Origin of the sequence: Cytobacillus sp. NCCP-133 (assembly GCF_026011715.1) — a bacterium.
Lineage (GTDB): Bacteria > Bacillota > Bacilli > Bacillales > Cytobacillaceae > Cytobacillus.
The window spans coordinates 115,207-137,455 of the sequence record NZ_BRVM01000007.1 but is presented as its reverse complement, the minus strand read 5'-3'; the positions used below and the strand labels follow the sequence as shown (position 1 = coordinate 137,455).

Sequence of the window (22,249 nt, the reverse complement as noted above, 5' to 3'; positions counted from 1 at the left end):
CTAAAATGATTATCAGTGCGATATGATTAGAATAGTTTGAAAAATTAGAAATAAAGGGGGGTTCATGCTTTCACAATCAATTATTGAAGATGTGATAGCGGCCGCACTTGCCACTGGCGGGGATTTTGCGGAAGTATATTTGTTGAGAACCGTTTTACAAATAATCTGGCCTTGCAGGGCGGGAAAATTGAGAGCAGTTTATCAGGCAGGGATTATGGGATTGGCATTCGCGTATTCAAAGGCCTTCAAAGTATTTATGCCTATACAACGGATGGCTCAAAGGAAGGTTTGCTGAAAGCAGCGGGAAATGCTGCACAAGCGATTAAAGGAAATACCGCCATCCAGCCATCCCAGCTGCACAAAGATATCATACAGCCGGCGCATCCCATTTCTCTAAACCCGCGTGAAGTCGAAAAGCTCCGCAAAGCAGAGGTGATGAAAAAGGCTTACGAGATTGCGAAAAATTATCATAACAGCATTCAGCAGGTAACAGTAAGATACCTGGATGAAGAGCAAAATGTGCTGATTGCCAACTCGGAGGGCAAGTTGGTAGAAGATCGCAGAGTGCGCAGCCGGCTTGCGATCCAATCCATTGCTGTAGAAGGGAATCAAATGCAGCCTGGATTCTACGGTCCTGGTGCCCACAAAGGTTTTGAATTTATGGAGAATCTGAATCTCGAACATTATGCAAATGAAGCTTCCCGTATTGCGGTTACGATGCTTGGCGCAGGCCCATGCCCGAGGGGAAATTCCCGGTCATCATTGATAATGAATTCGGCGGGGTTATTTTCCATGAAGCCTGCGGACATGGTCTTGAAGCGACATCTGTTGCAAAAGAGAACTCTGTTTTTGCGAACAGGATAAGAGAAAAAGTGGCTTCTGATGCCGTTACATATATTGATGACGGCACCATCGCCAATGAGTGGGGATCCCTCACGATTGATGATGAAGGTGAAAAAGCACGTAAAAATGTGCTGATTGAAAATGGTATTTTAAAAGGTTACTTGATAGATAAATTTAACGGGCGCAGAATGGGCATGGAGTCCACTGGGTCAGGAAGAAGGCAGTCCTACCGCTTTGCACCGACCTCGAGGATGACGAATACGTATATCGCCAATGGTAAGTCCACTCCCGAAGAGATTATTTCGAACACGGAGCATGGCATCTATACGAAATACATGGGAGGCGGACAAGTAAACACAACTACTGGCGATTATAATTTCGCCGTTATGGAAGCATACCTTGTAAAGGATGGAAAAATCGGGAAACCGCTCAAAGGTGCTACCTTAATTGGAAATGGTCCCAAGACCCTTCAGCTAGTTGATATGGTCGGAAATAATCTGGATCACGGAGCTGGCATGTGCGGGTCTCAGAGCGGCAGCATCCCTGTGAATGTTGGCCAGCCGATGATTCGTGTGAGCGAAATGACTGTAGGCGGAAGAAAGGGGGACGAATAGAATGAATTTGCTGGAATTCAAGGAGAAGCTTTTTCAGCTGGGAAAGCAGCATGGATTTACCGATATGGAGCTTTATTATGAGAGGGATGAAAAGTTTGCCTGTGAGCTGTATAAAGGTGAAATCGATTCTTACGATACTTCGGAAGTGTTCGGAACCTGCTTCCGAGGGCTTTACGAGGGCAAGATGGGCTATGCCTTTACAGAAAAGCTAGATGAAGAATCCCTCTCCTTTCTTATCGAAAATGCGAAGGAAAACGCCCAATTCATAGAAGATGACGTGCAGGAAGAAATATTTAGCGGCAGCGGGCAATATGAAGAAGGAAACTTCTATTCAACGAATCTCGCTGAAGTTACGATTCCTGAAAAAATTAATTTGCTTAAGGAAATTGAGAAGTATATTTATGCTTATGATGAGCGGGTTACAGGAACCGATTATTTTATGTTAAACAGCGGTGAAACGGAAAGGGCTATTATGAACAGCAAAGGCCTGAATCTCCGTGAAAAGAAAAATCATATCGGCATTTATGTATCCGTGATCGTAAAGCAGGGGGATCAGGTGAAAAATGGAGAATACTCTAAAATTACAAGGGACTTCTCGATCTTAAAACCCGAAAAAATCGCAAAACATGCTATTGAAGAGGCATTGTCCCAGCTAGATCCTCAAAGTGCAGAAAGCAAAAACTACCCAGTTCTGCTGCGGAACGGTGCGGCGAGTGCATTACTGCAAACCTTCACACCTATTTTCTCAGCGGAAAATACTCAAAAGGACAATCCGCTTTAAAAGGAAAAACGGGCGAAAGGATTGCGGTGCCATCATTGAATATTGTGGACAATCCCTATTTGGAAGAAGGGCTGCTCAGCTCAAACTTTGATAGCGAGGGGTGGCCACCGTCAAAAAAGAAGTTGTGAAAGACGGCAAACTTGTATCGCTGCTGTATAACCGCAAAACAGCGCAGAAGGAAGGCGTTGAATCAACAGGCAATGCCTACAAAGCCTCTTATAAAGGAGCGTTAGCGGTAGCTCCAACGAATCTTCATGTCGTTCCAACTGATAAGAACTATAATGAATTGGTTTCCTCTATTTCTGAAGGGATCATCATAACTGAGCTGTCCGGACTTCATTCCGGTGCGAATACGGTATCTGGCGACTTCTCCATTGCAGCAAACGGGTACTTCGTCAGAGACGGAAAAGTCCAAAACGCTGTCAATCAAACGACCATTGCGGGCAATTTCTATGAGCTGCTGAACAATATCGAAGCGATTGGATCTGACTTGGAATTCTCCATGGGATTCATGGCCGCGGGCTATATTGGATCGCCATCACTGATAAAAGAGCTTGATGTAACGGTGGAGTAAGAAATTCACTCATTTGAATCCGTTTCATCATTATGGTTCAATGGAAGCATACCTTTTCAATACTGGAGGTTCCATGTGAAACTAATTGCTTCCCATCCGTTTATCATTGTCAGCCGGACGATTGATTGGAATCAGCAGCAGTATATAGAACAGAAACACTATCTTCATCTGTATGAGGATCACATAATCTCGCCAACTGAAAAATTCCTTCTTGATGAAGTATGGGATATGTCATATAGGTCTTCCAATTCGGATATTGGCTTTCTCTATCTTCATACAAATAGAGGGTTATACTCCTTTCATGTAAAGTCCGAACCCAGGCAATTCATTAGTCTGTATAAAGAACTTAAGCAGTAAAGTGAAACTTCAATCATTGGGGGGCTTTATCCCTTAATGATTTGTTAGTTGAACCATTCGGGCCTTTACGGGCAGTTGGACTCTTACTTATCCGCCTTCGATTATTCTGAGTCCTGAAGGGGGAGTTTTACTGCTCGTTAGACTGCGAAAAATAAGCCGGAATTGTCACTTGCAGACAATTCCGGCCCATTATTTAACGTTATGCCTGTTCTGTCAGGCGGACTAGCATATGTGCGAGTTTATGCCTTTCCTCTTCATCTCCAACCTTCCATAATTCTTTCAGCAGCTGTTCTTCACTGTTTCTGGGATTTACGTTTTCAGCGAGGTAAGCAGCAACTTTCTCTGCAGTGACCGCAAGCTGTTCTTCATTTAATCCCAATTTTTTGCCGAGTTCGAATCTTTCGCTTAGATAGCTTTTAAACTCATCGAAGCTGCTTAAAATATCTTCAGCTCTTTCATTAGAGATTCGGTCCATTGCCTTGCTTACATTGCTTGAATCCAATTCACCATCTTGTTTGATTACATGTTCTTGTTCATCCATTTTTACAGACCTCCCAAAAGAAAGTTTTTTTATTCAATATCCATTTGGGAGCAAACTTAAAATTGTCAGATCTCGCTGGATGGCGATTCCTGAACAGCTTTCAATTTTTTAAATGTTACTTTAGACAAAATAACACCTATTTCATACAGCCCAATCAGTGGCACTAGGACAAGAATTTGTGAAAATAAATCCGGAGGTGTAATAAGGGCTGAAACTACAGCCATGATCAAATAAGCATATTTTCGCAGCGAGCTGAGCATGGCTGGTGTGACAATGCCGATCGTTGTCAGAAACAATAACAGCAAAGGCACTTCAAAAAGAAAACCAAAAGGGATGGTCGACATAAGCAGAAAGGAAAAATACTCTCTGGCAGTGATCATCATGGCAAAGTGTGATTCTCCCAAAAGCATTAAAAATTGATAAATGGCGGGAAAAATAATAAAAAAGCCAAAGCCAAGACCGCCAATGAAGCTGAAGAGAATAGCCGGGAAAAATAGTAAGGATACTTTGCTTTCTTTTTCAGTTAATGCAGGCTTCACAAATAGCCAGATCTGATAGGAGATAAAAGGAAGCGAAAGCCCAAGGCTGATGCTCCCTGCAATTCCTGTGTACAGTTTAATGACATCCAGCGGTCCAAGCATAACAAGCTCATGTTCATTTGCAAGTATAGGTATCAATCTGTTTATAAAAAACAGACATAAGATAAAGCAAATGATAAAGAACAGCAGTGACCGAATCAGCACTTTTCTCAGATCTGTTAAATGCTCTACAAGGGTTTGTTCTTCCGTTTTCATAATAATAAACCCTCCTATTAAAGCGGTTTATCCTTCTGGTCAGCCGTTTCAATTGAACGTGCTTTTGAATCAGGTTCATCATCATCGCTCATAATATCTTTAGCAGATTTTTTGAATTCTGATAGGGTCCTTCCAAAGGCTGACCCGATCTCAGGAAGCTTTTTTGGCCCAAAGATAATTAAAGTAATGACCAGGATAATAATCAATCCAGGAATTCCGATATTTGAAAGCCCCATGACTTTCCCTCCTTTTTGTGAAATTCTTAAAAGGTAAGTTAGTTTTCGTTTGAACTTCGAGAACTGTCTAGCTCCACAAGGAACGCTTCCGCAGCTTCATCATAGAAGAACTAAAAGCGTTTGCTTTTAGGAGGATGCGGGCCATGCAGACGTTGCCACAGGACGTGGCGTTCTTAGTCTGCGTTCCTTCGTGGGCAAGGCGCCCTGCGCCTTCTTATGCAAGCAGGCCGCCTTCTTTGCTGTATTTAATGATTCCTTCTGCAGCACGGTATGCGAGTGCCCCAACTGTTCCTGTCGGATTATAGCCCCCGTTATGAGCGAAAGCAGATGCGCCAATGACAAAGACATTTTCTGCATCCCACATTTGCAAATAATTGTTCACAGCTGATGTTTCGGGCTCAGCCCCCATGATGACACCGCCGGTATTGTGTGTTGTCTGATATGGGACGATATCGTAATGTTCCAGCTGCTGCCTGTCATTAATTTTTGACGGTCCCATTTCCTTCATGATCTTATCAGTGATTTTTCCAATATAGTTATAAAGATTTTTATCCTGTTCGGTGAAGTCGTATGTCAGACGAAGCAGCGGAAGTCCGTAAGCATCTTTATAAGAAGGATCCAGATCCATAAAATTGTGCTGCACAGGCATGGAAGCTCCCTGCGTCCCAATGCTCAATGCCCGAGTAAAATATTTGATGGAATTTTCCTTAAACTTGCTGCCCCATTTCGGTGTATCAGTCGGTACCATATTATATTGGATGGGGCGGTACCCGGATTGGTTGATGGATATGGAGCCGCCATGGATAAAGTCGAGATCGGAGTGGTCAAAATTGTCTCCATTGTAATCATCAACAGTGGCACCAAGAGCACCGGCCCCCATAAAAGTATTAAACTGCTCCTCATCAAAAAAACCTGCTGAACCTGGAAGGATCTGATAACAATAGTTCTTTCCAATTACCCCAGTGCCTGTGTCAGGATTGTAAGGACGTCCCAGTTTAGATGTCAAAAGAAGCCGGGTGTTGTTCATGACATAGCTGGTCAAAATGACCATTTCTGCCGGCTGAATGAATTCTTCCTTTGTTTGCACATCAACATAGCGCACACCGGTTGCTTTTTTGCCGTCATGAATAATTTCTGTTACATTCGCAAAGTTGCGGATATCCACATTTCCCGTTTCTTTGGCAAACGGAATGACGGCCACGGTGGGATCCGCCTTTGCTCCATATTCACAGCCGAAGCGTTCGCAAAATGCACAATACTGACACTGAGCGAGCTTGGCTCCATACTGATTTTCATAAGCCTGGCTCATATTGCCGGATGGCATATGGTAAGGTTTCATCCCCAATGATTTTGCTGCCTCTTTAAATCTTGCCGTAATGGGTGTTTCTTTCATTGGAGGATTTGGGAATGGATTCGCTCTCTTTGGCCCTAGCTCGCCTTCTTCTCCGCTAATCCCTGCGGCTTTTTCAAATTCGTAGAAATAGGGCTCCAATTCATCGTATGTAATGCCCCAATCCTGAACCTGAAGACCTTTAATCTTTGCTGCTCCATATTTTTTAACCGTCTGCGACTTAATTTCAAAGTCATACGGAAGAAAACGGAAAGTATGCCCATTCCAGTGAACACCAGATCCTCCAAGTCCCTCGCCAAGCAAAAAGGAGCCAAGCTGCCGCATTGGAAGGGATCTTTCCTTTGCATGATTGCGGAAAGTAATCGTTTCTCTTGAAAGATCCTGCATTAATTCATAGCGGATTCCATAGCGAAGTTCATCATGGACAACATAGTAGTCCTTAACACCACGCTCTTTACCCCGTTCGAGACCGACTACATTTAAACCTTGTTTACCGAGCTCAGCCGCAATGATTCCTCCGGCCCATCCCACTCCTACAATGACTGCATCTGTTTTTGGCAATGTTTTAGCCATCTTCATCACTTCCTTAAGAGATATTTCTATTTCGTATATGAATGGAGACTGTTCGGTTTAATTTCAACAAATTTTTCCGATTCAATTTGATTAATATAGCTCATCTGATGGCCGGGAAAGTCCTTCATTTTCCAGCCTTCCATATTCTTGTTTCCGGCATAGGCAGGATCTGCATAGACCCCTTCAATGGTTGCAGCCCGGAGAATATTAAAAAATGTCCTGGACGTAACACCCCGAAGCTTAACTTTGTCCTCTTCAAAGGCTGTGAGAATTTCATCCTGCTGTTCACCCTCTAGTTCAGCGAAAGGTTTATTATATTTATCACGGCTGTAGGTTTGCAGGGCGGCAAGGCCGACATCAAATACTTCATGCCGTTTTAAGGGAGATTGGTAACCCTGGAAGTTTGACCCAGGGAAAAATGGACCCTGCATATATTCCCTCGTATTGTTTCCCCATGAGCCCGCAAGCTGATGGTCGATAAAAAACGGAACATCCAAATCATTTGCCCCAGGGCCATTCTCATCCTTAGGATAAATTCTTTCGACAGCTGCCTGCAGGATTCCAAATGTCTCAGGGTTTGTGAAATATAAGGGTGACTGCTGGTATGCAACCTGGTCATGTCCATTTCCGTGCCCGCCTGTATCACTGACTTCTTCATCTTTCTTCATATTCGCGCCAATCAGGCCGCCAAGAATACCGCCTCCTACCAAGCCTCCAGCAACTAACCCGGAATTGCGGATGAATCTCCTGCGGGACATGGTTGATTCTTGTTTTTGTTCATGCTCAGACATATATAAAGAAACCTCCTTTTAATTGCCATTATGGAGAAAGATATACTGATCTAAACAGTTTTTGAAAACTTTTTTACAGATATTGAGATTTCTTTAGTTAAATTTAGGGATTTAGGGGAGGAAAGATACGAAAGAAGGTTTTTGGGAGGCATTAAAAAAAGGTGCAAACCGATTGGTCTGCACCTTTTTTAAGTCCGATGACGGACAACCTAAGGGGGTACGATTTGCATAAAGTTTCACATCTTTATTTATTTTTTAATAAATCCCTGATTTCTGTTAAAAGCTCGACATTCTTATCCACCACTGGTGCCGGCTTCGCAGCCTCTTTCTTTTTGAATCGGTTAATCGTTCTGACAACCATAAAAATTGAAAATGCGATAATCAGAAAATCAACAATATTTTGGATAAACAATCCGTATTTTACTTCAGCGCTGCCGACCTTGAGAATCAAATCCGAAAAATCAATTCCTCCTAAAAGAAGTCCGACAAGCGGCATAATAATATCATCTACGAGGGAAGATACAATTTTTCCAAAAGCAGCTCCGATGACTACCGCAACAGCCAAATCTAAAACATTCCCTTTTAAAGCAAATTTCTTAAATTCATTCCACATACTTTTTCTCCTTTTTGCAAATTAACGTAATTATACTATGAAGAATAAGAGGAAGCCAGATGCAACAGTCATTGGTTCTTTGAAGAGGATCACCGCTAATAATTAAAGCAAACCTCTATTATGTGATAGCCTCAATCCACACTGTATTCTTTCCTAAAATATCCGTTGACAGAAACAAGCTTTTTCTCTATAGTAACTATGACAATTGCATTTAGAATATTCCCGTGTGAACGGGAGAGGTTCATAGCTTCACCCTCTATAAAAAACTATGGCTTTGATTATACAAAATCAACCATATCCAAAAGAGGATATGGTTTTTGTTTTTTCAGGCTATGTTTGGGATCTCTCTTTGAATTCGAGGGATTGATATAAAGGGAGGCTTTTTTTATGTCAGGAAGAAAAGATGAGGAATTAACGGATATTTCACTATTGGGTAACCAGGGCACAAAATATCTATTTGAATATTCGCCTGAGATTTTGGAAGCGTTTGATAATAAGCATCCGAACCGTGATTATTTTGTAAAGTTCAATTGCCCTGAGTTTACGAGTCTTTGCCCGAAAACGGGACAGCCGGATTTTGCGACCATTTACATCAGCTATATTCCAGATCAGAAAATGGTTGAAAGCAAATCATTAAAGCTATATCTTTTCAGCTTTAGAAACCATGGCGATTTTCATGAAGATTGCATGAATATCATCATGAACGATTTAATCGAACTGATGGATCCGCGCTATATTGAGGTTTGGGGCAAGTTTACACCGAGAGGCGGCATTTCCATTGACCCTTATTGCAATTATGGGAAGCTGGGAACGAAATATGAGAAGATGGCGGATTACCGCTTGATGAACCATGACCTTTATCCGGAGACCATTGACAATCGTTAATGTGAAGGAGATTTCTTTGCTGTGATCTACCCACGGTTTCGAGAGAAAGCTGATTGATTCAACCGTGTTCTTTCTAATTGCCTTCTATGGCACATGCTGCTCAGCGCATTACTGGGGATGATTGCCACGCAATATACTTATACGTTTATCGCAGCGGCTGCTGATGCACCTTTAGTCTATTTATTCGCTAAAATGGCAAAAAAGAACGTGCTTGTGGAGAAATAAATAGGGCACTGTATGCTTGCCTAAAGCCCCATTTTGACCTAATATCAAAAAAGCAGAGCAATCTGCTTTTTTTTGTTGCAGAAAAAAGGCATTAATGGGATTATGTTTAAGGAATATTCTGTATATTAATAGGAAACAGATGTAAGAATAACTTTGATTTCATACATACTATAAGAAAGCATTAAAGGGGGGATAAGATGAAGGTACATAAAAAAGACCCTCGCTTTAAAATTGCCGAAAAAGAAGCGTGGATCGGAATAGGGCTTGTTCTATTTAATTTTATATGGTGGTACGGATTTGCTTATGGAATGGGCTCGGGCCCGGCAGAGGAATATACATACATATTTGGATTGCCGGCATGGTTCTTCTATAGCTGTGTAGTTGGTTTTCTCATAATGGTTGTACTTGTCGCGATTGCTGTAAAGTTCTTTTTTAAAGAAGTTCCTTTTGAAGATCAGCAGGAAGGGGGCGATTCCGAATGAACTGGGAAGTTGCGGCTCCACTGCTCATTTTTTTAGTCGTCATCTTTATTATTGGTTTCTGGTCCAGCAGACATATTCAATCGGGAAATTCATTTCTTCAGGATTACTTCCTGGGCGGAAGGCAGCTGGGCGGCTTTATTCTGGCCATGACGATGATAGCTACCTATGGCAGTGCGAGCAGTTTTATCGGCGGGCCCGGCGTTGCTTATACGCAAGGGCTCGGATGGGTTTTGCTGGCCATGTCACAGGTGGTTACAGGCTATTTCGTCCTCATGGTTTTAGGGAAGAAGTTTGCCATCTCAGCACGGAAGTATAATGCGGTCACGCTCATCGATTTTCTTAAAGAACGATACAACAGCAAATGGGTAGTCTGGCTTTCGGCTCTAAGCATTATCGTCTTCCTGTTTTCTGCTATGGCGGCGCAGTGGGTAGGCGGTGCAAGATTAATTGAGTCTTTAACGGGATTAAGCTATCTGTCTGCTCTGTTTATTTTTGCAGCATCTGTTTTGGTTTATGTCGTGATCGGAGGGTTTCGGGCTGTAGCGGTGACTGATGCAGTCCAGGGAGCGATCATGTTTATCGGAACGCTGATCCTGCTAATTGCAATAATCGCAGCGGGGGGAGGCATTACCACTATTATTAATGACCTCTCTGCAGAGAATCCGAATCTTATTACCCCATTTGGCTTTGATGGGGGACTGACACCTATGTACGTTTCGTCCTTCTGGATTTTAGTAGGAGTTGGCGTGGTTGGCCTTCCTCAAGTTGCGGTGAGGGCAATGTCCTATAAAAATGCGAAAGCCATGCATCGTGCGATTATTATTGGAACAGTGGTGGTTGGCTCCATTATGCTCGGCATGCATCTGATCGGCGTCTTCGCCCGTCCGATTCTGCCGGGAATTGAATTAGGGGATAAGGTAATGCCATTGATAGCAATGGAAGTGCTGCCTCCGTGGCTTGCAGGGATTGTACTCGCTGCTCCGATGGCAGCAATCATGTCGACAGTAGATTCCTTATTGCTGCTTGTAAGTTCGGCCATTGTGAAGGATGTATATATGAATTATATTAAGCCTGATGCGAAAGAGGGCACAATTAAAAAAATGAGCTTTAGCGTTACCGCCCTGTTAGGAATCCTGGTGTTCCTAATGGCGCTAAGTCCGCCTGACCTGCTGATCTGGCTAAATCTGTTTTCTTTTGGAGGGCTGGAGGCAGCCTTCATTTGGCCGGTTGTGCTTGGTTTGTATTGGGGGAGAGGCAATCGGTATGGAGCGGTAGCCTCCATGATTGCAGGGACAGGCTCTTATATTCTTTTTCATACCTTCTACCCAAACGCGTTTGGCATGAATACAGTCGTTATGCCTATTTTATTTTCGCTGCTGACATATGTAGCGGTAAGCCTATTTACCGGAAAATCATCAGCTGAAGTAGCAGAAATTTAGAAAGGGACAGGTTTCGCAAGGACGGGACCTGACTTTTTGTGATTGCAGAATTAATATCGTTTTGAACTTAGATAACTGTCTAGCTCGAGGCGCCATCGGCTCTCGAGTCTAAGCCAATCCTTCCAAAAGGTTAAAAAACAACCTTTTCAGCCGGCTCGTCTGATGCTTGTAGGGGGTGGACAAGGCGCATTGCACTTTTCTTTGGTATCCCTGGCAAGAACCAAATTCAATCAAACGTTTGATTGAAGCAGGAGAAAAGCCTTAAACCGAGGATATGAAAGGAAATGCTTATTTTTATAAAAAAATGAGCATATTGGTAGATTTGTAGAAACTATCCCTATTTGTTACACTAAATAAGTTAAAGGCAAAGTATTTGTAACATTTGACTTTAAATGGAAATGTTTTTATAACATTAGGGAGAATACAATGAAAAATTTTATATATATTATCTCAATGGTCTTGCTGCCATCTGTACTAGCAGGCTGTTCAGACGAAACCAATGCTTCATTAAATACAGAAGAAATTACTTTTAAAAAAGAAGATAAAATAGAGTCGGAAAGCAAGCCTTCTGCTGTAAAAACAGAAGGAAAGGATAAAAAAGATTCTGTTTGGATTAAAGAAAAAGCCTTATTTCAGTTTGAAGCAGCTGATGGGAAACTGAATTATACGGTATTTCTATACGCTGAAGATGAACAGAAAGTTACCCTGGAAGAAGACGGTTCCAAAGGGGAAAAAGGAGATTCCGTTTACACTGGGCATTACTCAGTCTATTTGGCAGAAAAGGATGGAGATGTCGCATATAAGCAGGATGTTCTCCAGGACTTTGGTGAATTATCCTTTAACCCATCCAAGGAACAAGCTTATCCATTAAATATGAGAAATAAAACGATCATTTCGGTGTTTCAGGAGAATGACAAGCATTTAGCTAAAGGGGAGCTGCTTGCCATTAAAGATGGCGAGGTAGTCGAAATTAGTCTAGAAAAAGAATTGATTACTTCTGCACATGCGAAGGTCAAAACGATAAATCAAAAGTTTATCCAAACTGCTCAAACGAATCAGAAACAGTGGGTTTTTTCAACATGGCTTTTTAATGAAGAAACATTTTCACTGACTCTTCATGATCGGGAAGAGTTGAAGAAGGATGACGGTAATAGTATCAGCTGGATGGACCTCTGGCTGGATGAAGAGTTTATCTATTATCCATTTAAAAATCTGGAACTCGGCAGCGATGTCATAGAAAAGGCAAAACAGGGGATCCCATTCGGCAGCCCTTATCCGATTGGCACCCATATAACTGAAATAAAAAAGTCTGATCCCAATTTCATAAAAGAGGGGATTTCAAACGATATCCCTTATGTGATGTATCCGGAAATCACCTACTATTTTGAACCTGAAACAGGCAATGTAACGGCTGTCTCCATCCCAGGGCAGCGGATGAGAATATCAATTGATGAAATTACTACCTTATTCGGCACTCCTGCAGAACAAAAAGAAGCGCCGTTATCAGGCGGCCAGATTTCCCGGTATACTGCAGACAAATACTCCATCGAAGTTTTTTCCGATGAAGACGGGAAGGTAAGCAAGGTATACGTGGTAAAGTGAAACTTCAATCAGTGGGAGTGCTTTATTCCCGCTGATTGTTAGTTGAACCAATCGGGTCTTTACGGGCAGTTGGACTTCTGCTTATCCTTCTTTGATATGGGAAGATGGAGACATAGTGCCCGTTAGGCGCGGTAAAACCAAAAAATCATGCGGAGTAATTCCGCATGATTTTTTGGTGGTTTCTAGATTATCCTATCTTTCTTAAAAAGCCCAATCGCCTTCGCGGAATACTGGTTCAGCTTGCCCATTTTCGGTAATTCCGTCGATGTCCATTTCGGATGAGCCAATCATGAAGTCAACATGTGTTAAGCTTTCATTTAATCCGTTTTCCGCCAGCTCTTCACTTGACATTTTCTTTCCGCCTTCAATACAGAATGCATAAGCACTGCCGATTGCCAGATGGTTGGAGGCATTTTCGTCAAATAAAGTGTTATAGAAAAGCAAGTTTGACTGGGAAATTGGCGAGTTAAAAGGAACAAGGGCCACTTCACCAAGATAGTGGGAGCCTTCATCTGTTTGAACAAGCTGCTTAAGGATTTCTTCTCCTTCTTCTGCTTTTACATCCACAATGCGCCCATTTTCAAAAGTCAGGCTGAATTTATCGATGATATTTCCGCCGTAGCTTAATGGTTTTGTGCTTGAAACCGTTCCGTTAACACCTGTTTTGTAAGGAACAGTGAACACTTCTTCAGTTGGCATGTTAGCCATGAATTCATTTCCTTGTTCATTGATGCTTCCAGCTCCGACCCATAAGTGGCCTTTTGGAAGTTCAATGGTTAGGTCTGTTCCAGGAGCTTTGTAATGAAGCTTCTTATAACGCTTGCCGTTCAGATAGTCCACTTTTTCATGAAGTGTTTCATCATGCTTTTTCCATGCTTCAACCGGGTTATCCAAGTCAGTGCGAGTCGCTTTAAAAATGGCGTCCCAAAGCATTTCTACCCGTGATTGTTCCGGTGCATCAGGAAAGACCATATTGGCCCATGATTGGGATGGCGCCGCGATAACAGTCCAGCTTACTTTATCAGACTGTATAAATTTGCGATACTTTGAAAGCGCTTTACCGGCAGCTTTTTGGAAGCTGCCAATGCGTTCTGATTTTACACCTTTCAGCAAATCAGGGCTTGCAGAAACGATGGACATGAAAGCCGCGCCATTTTCAGCCAGGTCTTCCATCTCTTTAGCGCGCCATTCAGGATATTCTGTGAAGGCTTCGTCCGGAGCTAAATCATACTTTGTGCGGGTAACCGTGTCGTCGCTCCAGTTCACGATTACATTGTGTGCACCTGTTTCATAAGCTTTTTTTACAATAACACGAACGAGTTCAGCAGAATCAAGGGTGGTGTTAATGACTAGCGTCTGTCCCTTTTGAACATTGACGCCAACTTTGACAGCCAGCTCAGCGTACTTCTCTAAATTGTTTTGAAAGTTACTCATTATGTAATCTCCTTTGTCAGAATCTTCATTCCTAATTGTAGCTTTTCTGAAAGGAAAAAGAAACAGATTGAACTGAAAATCGTGCTGGAGAAGCTGAAGGTTCCATCTCAGCATGGAGCTGCTTCCAATATGGCAGCAAGATTGTGACAGAGTGAATTTAAATCTCCTGGGCTGCAGAAGGTTTAAAATGAAAAAACGGTCTTAAAAGTCTTAAAAGTCTATATCTAACCATAATAAACCCCCAGCTCCAGCTGGGGGCAAAGATTAATCATTATCCTTCATCGCGGCCTTCAGCAGATCGCCAAGGCTTGTTCCAAAAGTTTCTTCCTTTTGGGTATATTTTTGGACAAGTTTGCGTTCTTCACGCTTGTTGACTGCTTTTTTCTTGTCCTGTGCTTTTTCCACAACGTTGCATGGACGGCACTGGAAGTATGTGCCTGCTTTGCCCTGGTGGATCTCCATCTTCTTGCGGCATTGAGGGCAGCGGCGGTTTGAAAGCTTTGGATCTTTGCGTTTGCGGAAATTGCATTCAAGATTCGAGCAAACAAGGATTTTCCCATCTTTTGTGTTTCTTTCCTTTAGGAAGGAATCACATTCCGGACATTTTGAGCCTGTGAGGTTATGGGCACGATAAGATTTGTCGCTCGTTTTAATCTCGGATACCAGTGTTCTGGTCTGCTTGCGGATGTTTTTCAGGAATTCCTTCGGATCCGCTTTTCCGCGGGCGATCTTTTCCAAATCCTGCTCCCATTTAGCTGTTAGTTCAGGCGATTTCAAATCATCATTCACAAGATCCATGAGCTGCTTGCCTTTTTTTGTTGGATACAGGCGGCCATTTTGCCGTTCTACTGCTTCTGTTTCAAGCAAGCGTTCAATGATCTCTGCCCTTGTGGCCGGTGTTCCAAGGCTGTACTTTTCCATTTGAGTCAGAATATCCGCTTCGGAATAACGGAGCGGAGGCTCGGTCAGCTTGGCAGCAGCTTCTGCTGATTGTAATGTAAAGGATTGGCCCTTCGAGATGTTCTTCAGGCTTTGCTTATCAGCTTCCTCGTCCGCATGACGCTCAACCTTGCGATATCCTAAGTCAACAACAGCTGTTTCCTTGGCTGTAAAGGTTTCACCGTTTGCGTCAATAATGGCATGTATGCTTTCGTACTTAAATGGGTTATGGAAAAGCGCCAGGAACCTGCGAAGAATCAGTTCATATAACTTGCGTTCATCTGGGGACAGATCGCCCAGATGTACTCGTTCCTCGGTCGGTATGATCGCATGGTGGTCTGTTACTTTTTCATTGTTAAAGACACGCTTCGCCAGCACTTTTCCCTGATTGGCCAGAATCGGCCGCACTTCGTCTTTATAGGAAGCTGAAATGCCGTGGAGGCGATCCATCATGGTTGCTTCCATATCCCTAGTCAGATAACGTGAGTCCGTCCTTGGATAGGTGACCAGCTTGTGCTGTTCGTAAAGCTTCTGCAGGACATTCGACGTTTTCTTGGCTGAGAAGCCAAAGCGCTTATTAGCATCCCGCTGAAGCTCGGTCAAATCATATGGAAGCGGCTGCGGTTCTGTTTTCTCTTTTCGGTTAATGGACTTTATAACAGCTTTTTGCCCATTTACTTTCGAAACAATTTTTTCGGCTGTTTCTTTTGAAAAAAGGCGCTTTTCCCCGTTGTTTTCCCAATCAGCCTGAAGGGGACCTATCAGGCCGTGTATGGTCCAGTATTCTTTAGGAACAAATTTTTGAATCCTTTTTTCCCTTTCCATAATGAGTGCGAGAGTCGGAGTCTGCACCCTTCCAGCGGAAAGAGGATCCTTATATTTCGTTGTAAGCGCCCTTGTGACATTCAGGCCGATGAGCCAGTCAGCCTCTGCACGGCAGACTGCGGATTCATACAAGTCATCAAAATGTTTCCCGGGTTTTAACGTTTTAAATCCATCGCGAATGGCACGGTCTGTAACGGAGGAAATCCATAATCGCTTAATGGGTTTTCTCCAGCGGATTTTATCCAGTATCCACCGCGCGACAAGCTCACCTTCCCGTCCGGCGTCCGTCGCAATAATCATTTCTTTAATATCTTGTCTCTTTGCCAGATTTTCGATGGCCCTATATTGGTGGCTAGTCTGCTTCATCACCTTCAATCCCATTTGGTCAGGAATGATTGGCAGGTCCTCGAGCTTCCATGTTTTATATTTGCTGTCATAGTGCTCAGGCATCTTTAACTCGATTAAATGGCCAAGAGCCCAAGTCACGACATATTTATCGCCTTCGATATAGCTTTTATGTGATTGCCGGCAGCCCAGCACTCTTGCAATTTCACGTGCAACGCTGGGTTTTTCTGCAAGAACAATTGATTTCATAGTAACTCCTTTCAATTAAGGCAATTCTTAATCCTTTTCTATCCTTACTCAGTATAGCGGAAAAGCTTCAAAATTTGTAATAAGGGGGCTATCTTATATAAACAGCCTGCTGTTTTAAAAAGATAAGGAATGAGAAAGTTATAAGGTGTATTGCTTCCAATTTATTGACCATTCATTCTACAATGGTACATACAGTATCTTTACAAATGGAAAGACAAGGTGAAATCATGGATTCAAAAAACAAAAAGCTATATGACTTTATTCAAGCAAATTCAAAAAACATAACGGATAAGTGGCTTTTAACAAGAGAGAAGCAGAGAAATTCCATTTACTCTGCAGATGCAGACCCGGCATATGAGAACTTGCTGAGGGAGCAAAACGCCTTTACTAATTACACAGTTTCTACAATTTTGCTTGAGGACGAAGATGTGTTCAAAGAGAATATGGAAAAGTGGTCCAGTACTGTTGCTGAAAGCAGAATTGATTCTAATACGCCCATTTTCGAAGTCCTAGAAGCATTAAGCCATGTCAGGGAAACGTTCTGGGAATTTGTACAGATGTATATCAAAGAAAATCAGGATCAAGTGACAACAGCCGATGTATTAAAGTGGAGCTCGATTATTAATTCAGCTTTCGATAAACTCATCAATAAGTTTACGGAGAAATATTATAACCTAACAAATAGAAGGCTTGTAGCCCAGCAAAATCTAATTAACGAGCTGGGGGCACCGGTTATTCCTATTAAAGATTCGACTGCAGTTTTGCCGCTGATTGGCAATATCGACACAGAGCGGGCCCAAAAGCTTCTTGAACAAATACCCCAAAAATGCGCGAAGGAAAATATTGAGCATCTTTTCATTGATTTATCGGGAGTTCCCATAATTGATACAATGGTTGCCCATCAAATATTCTCATTAACCGCCGGGTTAAAGCTGCTGGGTGTAAAATCAACCATTTCAGGCATTCGGCCTGAGGTTGCCCAGACTTCCATCCAGCTTGGTTTGGATTTCACCGGCATTGATACGTATAGTACATTAAAACATGCTTTTAAAAGAAAAGGCTTTGAAAAGGAAGAATAGGATTTGTAAGAAGCTGGATGCGCGTGCCGGCTTTTTCTTTTTGTAAAAATCCTTTACTGTATTACCATTCTACCATTCTAATATGTTAAAATATGGTAAAAAAGTGATTGACAAATATCCACTTTGACACATAAAATTAATTATATTCTGAAAATATATTGATATTGGACTGATGATGATGAAGTACCAACAAAATCACACTGCGAATAAATCTTTTAAAAAGGCTGTATTTCAAACCCTTGTTTGAGATACAGCCTTTTCTTTATCTCGCTAATGTACCGGGGAGGATATGAAATGGAAAATTTAACAGGATCTGCGATGACTTTAATGTATGGGAGGGAAAATAAAATGGTTACCTTGAACGGAAACCAGCTTACGCTGAATGAAATTAAAAGAGTTTTATTTGAAGGAGAAAGAGTTGCTGCCTCTGAAGAGAGTATGAAAAGTGTAAAAAACAGCCATACAGCCGTTAAGAAGATTGTCAGTGAAGAAAAAGTGGTTTATGGCATCAATACAGGATTTGGAAAATTCAGCGATGTGCGGATTGACCAGGGAGATGTTCAGGACCTTCAGTTAAATTTGATCCGCTCTCATGCATGCGGAGTTGGAGAATCATTTCCTGAATCTGTATCCCGGGCGATGCTGCTTTTAAGAGCCAACGCATTATTAAAAGGGTTCTCAGGAGTTCGCCCGGTGTTAATTGAAACATTGCTTGAACTGGTTAATAAAAATATCCATCCGGTCATTCCTCAGCAGGGTTCGCTGGGAGCAAGCGGCGATTTGGCGCCCCTTTCCCATTTGGCACTCGTGCTGCTTGGTGAGGGAGAGGTATTTTACAAAGGGGAAAGGAAACCAGCTATAGAAGTGCTGGAGGAGGAAGGGATTTCACCTTTAGTACTGGAAGCCAAGGAAGGCCTGGCCCTGATCAACGGCACGCAGGCTATGACGGCAATGGGTGTGGTCGCCTATCTTGAAGCAGAAAGATTGGCTTATCAAAGTGAGTTGATTGCCGCTGTGACAATGGAAGGTCTGAACGGTATTATCGATGCCTTTGATGAAAATGTCCATCAGGCAAGAGGCTATAAGCAGCAGGTGGATACTGCAAGGAGAGTGCGGGAGTACCTCTCAGGAAGCAGCCTGATTACCAGGCAGGGAGAAATTCGCGTTCAGGATGCCTATTCCATCCGCTGTATTCCTCAAGTGCATGGTGCTTCCTGGCAGGCGCTTGATTATGTAAAAGAAAAGCTTGAAATTGAGATGAATGCAGCAACAGATAATCCCCTTATTTTTGATAACGGAGAAAGCGTTATTTCGGGAGGGAATTTCCACGGGCAGCCAATCGCACTCGCAATGGATTTTATGAAAATTGCTGTTGCGGAGCTTGCTAATATTTCAGAGCGCCGGATCGAAAGGCTTGTAAATCCCCAGCTTAGTGATCTGCCGCCATTTTTAAGCCCTGAGCCAGGCCTGCAATCAGGCGCTATGATTATGCAGTATGTTGCAGCCTCTCTTGTTTCCGAAAATAAGACGCTTGCCCATCCTGCTAGTGTGGACTCCATCCCATCTTCTGCTAATCAGGAGGATCATGTAAGTATGGGGACAATTGGTTCAAGGCATGCTTATCAGATTATCCAGAATGTAAACAAAGTCCTGGCCATTGAATTGATTTGCGCATTGCAGGCTGCTGAACACAGAGGGCCAGATAAAATGGCAGATAAAACGAAAAAATTCTATGATGAGGCCCGAAAAATTGTGTCTTCCATTACAAAAGACCGTATTTTTTCGAAAGACATTGAAGCTTGTGCATTCTGGCTTAAAAATATTGATATTGAAGCAATATAAAAAAATGGGTCTGAAGTGATTCAGACCCTAAATCTTATTCTTTTGCACGATCCTCAAGCTCTTTTGCTTCATCTTCTTCAAAACGGTTTTTAAATGATTCCTGGGTTACAATTAATTCCTCGTCTTCTTGTGCTTCGGTTGTATGCTGTTCTACCATTGTAAGTTCTGGGAAGTTCCCTGGATGATGCTTTCTTTTATGGTTGAAATGTACTCCACGTGACATGATCATGCCCCTTTCTTCAGTAGAATTGCGATCTTTTACTATTTTTCCCCTGCGGTTAAGGACTATGTATGGAAGCTAATTTCATTCTTTTTACGTTCATATTTTCCTTCATGTGCATATTTATATAAAGCAGAAGAGGAAGGCTGAAGGGAGGGAATCGTGAATGAATGGGCAAAGTGAGGCCGGTTTTTGTGCCGGACGAGGAGATCGTGCTCCCATATTCATAGCGGATGCCATTATAGACAGCCAAATAAAGAAAGTGAATCTGGAGAATTATAAGGGAAAATGGGTATTGCTTTTTTTTTATCCAAGCGACTTTACCTTTGTCTGACCAACAGAATTGGCGGCGGTCGCCGCTGTTCAGCCATATTTAAAAGCACTTAATTGTGAAGTGATGTCCATTAGCACGGATAGTGTATACGCTCATAAAGTATTTAAGGAAACATCTCCTTCATTAAAAAAAGTAAACTATCCAATGGTGAGCGATCGAACACATGGCATCAGCAGAGCCTACCGGGTACTTGATGAAAAGTCGGGTGCAGCTGTAAGAGCTTCTGTTTTTATTGATCCAAATGGAGTGATCGCTGCAAAATTAATTTATCCTGGGGAAGTTGGACGTAACCTTCATGAACATGTTAGAATCCTGCAGGGAGTTCAATTTGCGCAGCAGACAGGGCAGGGAGTGCCTGCAAATTGGCAGCCGGGTCAGCCGGGAGTCATCCGGGATCCGAATTTAATAGGGAAAATATAGACGGAGGAAGTAAGAGCTTCCTCTTTTTCCGCATAGCCCTAACATATAATTACTTTAATTAACAGCGTCTAATCTATATAATTAGAGGAAACAAACTATGTAAAGGGGGAACTGAACGTATGGACTTGTTTACCATTATTTCGGAGGACCGGATTAAAAGGGCATACAAGAATGGAGAATTTGAAAACTTGCCCGGCTACGGCAAACCAATGCCTTTCGATGATTTAGCATCAGTGCCGGAAAATCTGAGGATGGCATACCGTATTCTGAAAAATGCAGGCTATACTGAGGAAGAAAGCCAAATGAAGCAAGAAATGCTAACGATCGAAGACTTAATTAAAAAGTGCAATAACAGTGAAGAGAAGAAAGAACTTCAGCAGAAGCTGAATGAAAAAATGCTTCGGTTTAATAGCATAATGTCAAAAAGAAGGCAAAATACGAATTCATCCATTTTTAAAAATTACGAAGAGAAAATAAACAATAAATTATTCTAGTCCGGATTCTAAATAAGTTCCCCCACCCTGAAATTGGACTAACGATCGAGGAGAAGCTTCTATGAATAAAGATGAGTATATAAAAACTCTGGAGAGAAGGGTGGAGGAATACGAAGCAGCAATTGCCGATATGACTGCCCCAATTATTCCATCCATTGTCCCCAAAACGATTTTGGTGCCTATTACAGGCCTTCTGATGGCAGAAAGGTTTGAAAAGATTACAGTCAAGATCCTGAATTATATTAAGGACCATGATGTCGAATTCGCCATTATTGATTTTACCGATATTACAATTGATCGAATTGAGAGAATGTGCCTGGTAGAATTAGGCCAGCAAATCAAAAATTTGACTGAATCGATTAATCTAATGGGGGTAAAACCTTATTTTGTTGGCATGACCCCGCAGCTGATAAAGGAAATTGTCCTGTCTGGCATTGAGCTGAATGCAGAAACACATGCAACTTTCCAGGCGGCTTTAATGCATCTGATGAAAATCAACAAACTTGTATTTCAAAAAATATAGCTGACTTAACAACTTCTCTCCTAACCAGGAAAGAAGTTTTTTTGATTTAAAAGATAAGATAAATTTTTGAACGTCGATAACTGTCTAGCTTCAGCGACTGCCTCCCTGAAGTCACACGTCGGTCCTCTCAAAAAGGCAAAGAACGCCTTTCCGTGAGGCCCGCTTGAGGCCACCAGGATGGGGTCATGCAGACGTTGCCACAGGACGTGGCGTTCTTAGTCTGCGTTCCTTCGTGGGCAAGGCGATTGCGCATTTCTTATTTGACATGCACAAATTCAAACAGAATGGGGATTTGTCCATGCGGAAAACAGTTTGTGTACATATTCTATAGTATCAAGAAAGAAAGGGGGTATTGGAATGTCTAGAGATTGGAGAAGACGATTTGAGATTAATGCAGATGAAGTAGAAATTCGTGCTGACAGAGTCATTGTCAGAGAAGAAGATGATAGACGACGCGATGATGTAGCTGGTGCTGAAGACAGACGCAGAAAACATCACCGTGATGACGATATTGCAGGTGTTAAGGACAGACGAGGAAGACATTGCGGATGTGGAGATAAAGTTGGCGGAGCAGAAGATGATCGCAGAAGGCATCATCGTGACAGAGTAGCTGGTGCTGGAGATCTATGGTTTAATAGGGATTTAGCCGGTTCTGGAAGAGGCTGCCGACGCAGACGCGGGGCAGAGGATGACCGCAGAAGACACAGAGGATTCTGCGGCTGCCGCTGGTTCTAATCGCTTGATTTGGGACAGGGGGAATTCCCTGTCCTTTGGCATTTTAAAAACATCTAAGAAAAATTTCCTAAAGAACTGTTAAAAGTATCCGAAATTAATAATAGATAGG

21 protein-coding genes, 2 pseudogenes and 1 riboswitch are annotated in these 22,249 nt (G+C 42.4%); of the genes and pseudogenes, 14 read left to right on the top strand and 9 right to left on the bottom strand.

What is annotated here, in order from left to right; translation table 11 throughout:
• Positions 1 to 64: 64 nt before the first annotated feature.
• From NCCP133_RS10760 to NCCP133_RS10740, 4 genes and pseudogenes are all read left to right on the top strand, one after another.
• Positions 65 to 1,457, top strand: a pseudogene (locus NCCP133_RS10760) (TldD/PmbA family protein).
• Between the two features lies 1 nt (position 1,458).
• Positions 1,459 to 2,238, top strand: coding sequence for a TldD/PmbA family protein (locus tag NCCP133_RS10755; protein WP_264804961.1), 780 nt, complete (start codon positions 1,459 to 1,461; stop codon positions 2,236 to 2,238).
• Positions 2,175 to 2,812: pseudogene (locus NCCP133_RS10745) on the top strand (metallopeptidase TldD-related protein). The gene NCCP133_RS10755 and the pseudogene NCCP133_RS10745 overlap by 64 nt, the downstream one beginning before the upstream one ends.
• A gap of 75 nt (positions 2,813 to 2,887) precedes the next feature.
• Positions 2,888 to 3,169, top strand: coding sequence for a hypothetical protein (locus tag NCCP133_RS10740; protein ID WP_264804957.1), 282 nt, complete (start codon positions 2,888 to 2,890; stop codon positions 3,167 to 3,169).
• 199 nt (positions 3,170 to 3,368) lie between these two features.
• Here the strand turns inward: NCCP133_RS10740 and NCCP133_RS10735 are convergent, their stop codons facing one another.
• The 6 genes from NCCP133_RS10735 to mscL all read right to left on the bottom strand — a co-directional run bounded on the left by NCCP133_RS10735 (position 3,369) and on the right by mscL (position 8,068).
• Positions 3,369 to 3,710, bottom strand: coding sequence for a DUF3243 domain-containing protein (locus NCCP133_RS10735; RefSeq protein WP_264804956.1), 342 nt, complete (start codon positions 3,708 to 3,710; stop codon positions 3,369 to 3,371).
• 65 nt (positions 3,711 to 3,775) lie between these two features.
• Entirely contained in the window at positions 3,776 to 4,504 is a 729-nt protein-coding gene (tatC, locus tag NCCP133_RS10730) for a twin-arginine translocase subunit TatC (RefSeq protein WP_264804955.1), read from the bottom strand.
• 17 nt (positions 4,505 to 4,521) lie between these two features.
• A complete protein-coding gene (tatA, locus tag NCCP133_RS10725; protein ID WP_264804954.1) occupies positions 4,522 to 4,740 on the bottom strand; it encodes a twin-arginine translocase TatA/TatE family subunit in 219 nt (72 codons plus the stop codon).
• Positions 4,741 to 4,954: 214 nt separating this feature from the next.
• A complete protein-coding gene (locus NCCP133_RS10720; RefSeq protein ID WP_264804953.1) occupies positions 4,955 to 6,664 on the bottom strand; it encodes a GMC family oxidoreductase in 1,710 nt (569 codons plus the stop codon).
• A 26-nt stretch (positions 6,665 to 6,690) separates the two neighbouring features.
• On the bottom strand, positions 6,691 to 7,455 hold the full coding sequence (locus NCCP133_RS10715; RefSeq protein WP_264804952.1) for a gluconate 2-dehydrogenase subunit 3 family protein: 765 nt from the start codon (positions 7,453 to 7,455) through the stop codon (positions 6,691 to 6,693).
• Between the two features lie 244 nt (positions 7,456 to 7,699).
• Positions 7,700 to 8,068: a large conductance mechanosensitive channel protein MscL gene (gene mscL / locus NCCP133_RS10710; RefSeq protein ID WP_264804950.1), complete on the bottom strand. Its 369-nt coding sequence runs from the start codon at positions 8,066 to 8,068 to the stop codon at positions 7,700 to 7,702.
• Between the two features lie 230 nt (positions 8,069 to 8,298).
• A riboswitch (PreQ1 riboswitch) is annotated at positions 8,299 to 8,344 on the top strand.
• Positions 8,345 to 8,455: 111 nt separating this feature from the next.
• On the opposite strand from mscL, the gene queF reads away from it, so the two are divergent.
• The 4 genes from queF (at position 8,456) to NCCP133_RS10690 (ending at position 12,701) form a co-directional block, all read left to right on the top strand.
• A complete protein-coding gene (gene queF, locus NCCP133_RS10705) occupies positions 8,456 to 8,953 on the top strand; it encodes a preQ(1) synthase (RefSeq protein ID WP_264804949.1) in 498 nt (165 codons plus the stop codon).
• Between the two features lie 422 nt (positions 8,954 to 9,375).
• Complete coding sequence (locus NCCP133_RS10700) at positions 9,376 to 9,660, top strand: YhdT family protein (protein WP_264804948.1); 285 nt, start codon at positions 9,376 to 9,378, stop codon at positions 9,658 to 9,660.
• Entirely contained in the window at positions 9,657 to 11,099 is a 1,443-nt protein-coding gene (gene panF, locus NCCP133_RS10695) for a sodium/pantothenate symporter (protein WP_264804947.1), read from the top strand. Before NCCP133_RS10700 ends, panF begins: the two co-directional genes overlap by 4 nt.
• Before the next feature lie 426 nt (positions 11,100 to 11,525).
• Entirely contained in the window at positions 11,526 to 12,701 is a 1,176-nt protein-coding gene (locus tag NCCP133_RS10690) for a hypothetical protein (RefSeq protein WP_264804946.1), read from the top strand.
• Between the two features lie 201 nt (positions 12,702 to 12,902).
• Here NCCP133_RS10690 and NCCP133_RS10685 read toward each other — a convergent pair whose 3' ends face one another.
• Together NCCP133_RS10685 and NCCP133_RS10680 are read right to left on the bottom strand one after the other, a co-directional pair.
• Positions 12,903 to 14,135 carry an aminopeptidase gene (locus NCCP133_RS10685; RefSeq protein WP_264804945.1) on the bottom strand — a complete coding sequence of 411 codons (1,233 nt, stop codon included), beginning with the start codon at positions 14,133 to 14,135 and terminating at the stop codon, positions 12,903 to 12,905.
• Positions 14,136 to 14,399: 264 nt separating this feature from the next.
• Positions 14,400 to 16,493, bottom strand: a complete 2,094-nt coding sequence (locus tag NCCP133_RS10680; protein WP_264804944.1) for a DNA topoisomerase III — start codon at positions 16,491 to 16,493, stop codon at positions 14,400 to 14,402.
• Between the two features lie 227 nt (positions 16,494 to 16,720).
• Between NCCP133_RS10680 and NCCP133_RS10675 the strand changes: the two genes are divergently transcribed.
• Positions 16,721 to 17,572, top strand: coding sequence for an STAS domain-containing protein (locus tag NCCP133_RS10675; protein ID WP_264804943.1), 852 nt, complete (start codon positions 16,721 to 16,723; stop codon positions 17,570 to 17,572).
• 348 nt (positions 17,573 to 17,920) lie between these two features.
• Positions 17,921 to 19,414 carry a histidine ammonia-lyase gene (gene hutH / locus NCCP133_RS10670; protein ID WP_264805014.1) on the top strand — a complete coding sequence of 498 codons (1,494 nt, stop codon included), beginning with the start codon at positions 17,921 to 17,923 and terminating at the stop codon, positions 19,412 to 19,414.
• A gap of 34 nt (positions 19,415 to 19,448) precedes the next feature.
• On the opposite strand, the gene NCCP133_RS10665 is transcribed toward hutH, so the two are convergent.
• Complete coding sequence (locus NCCP133_RS10665; RefSeq protein ID WP_264804942.1) at positions 19,449 to 19,637, bottom strand: hypothetical protein; 189 nt, start codon at positions 19,635 to 19,637, stop codon at positions 19,449 to 19,451.
• A 163-nt stretch (positions 19,638 to 19,800) separates the two neighbouring features.
• Here NCCP133_RS10665 and NCCP133_RS10660 point away from each other — a divergent pair, with 163 nt between their 5' ends.
• The 4 genes from NCCP133_RS10660 (at position 19,801) to NCCP133_RS10645 (ending at position 22,140) form a co-directional block, all read left to right on the top strand.
• Complete coding sequence (locus NCCP133_RS10660) at positions 19,801 to 20,388, top strand: peroxiredoxin (RefSeq protein WP_264804941.1); 588 nt, start codon at positions 19,801 to 19,803, stop codon at positions 20,386 to 20,388.
• A gap of 119 nt (positions 20,389 to 20,507) precedes the next feature.
• Entirely contained in the window at positions 20,508 to 20,882 is a 375-nt protein-coding gene (locus tag NCCP133_RS10655; RefSeq protein WP_264804940.1) for a DnaJ family domain-containing protein, read from the top strand.
• A gap of 61 nt (positions 20,883 to 20,943) precedes the next feature.
• Positions 20,944 to 21,405 (top strand): STAS domain-containing protein, encoded by a 462-nt coding sequence (locus tag NCCP133_RS10650; protein ID WP_264804939.1) that lies wholly within the window; start codon positions 20,944 to 20,946, stop codon positions 21,403 to 21,405.
• A gap of 357 nt (positions 21,406 to 21,762) precedes the next feature.
• On the top strand, positions 21,763 to 22,140 hold the full coding sequence (locus tag NCCP133_RS10645; protein ID WP_264804938.1) for a hypothetical protein: 378 nt from the start codon (positions 21,763 to 21,765) through the stop codon (positions 22,138 to 22,140).
• Positions 22,141 to 22,249 lie beyond the last annotated feature (109 nt).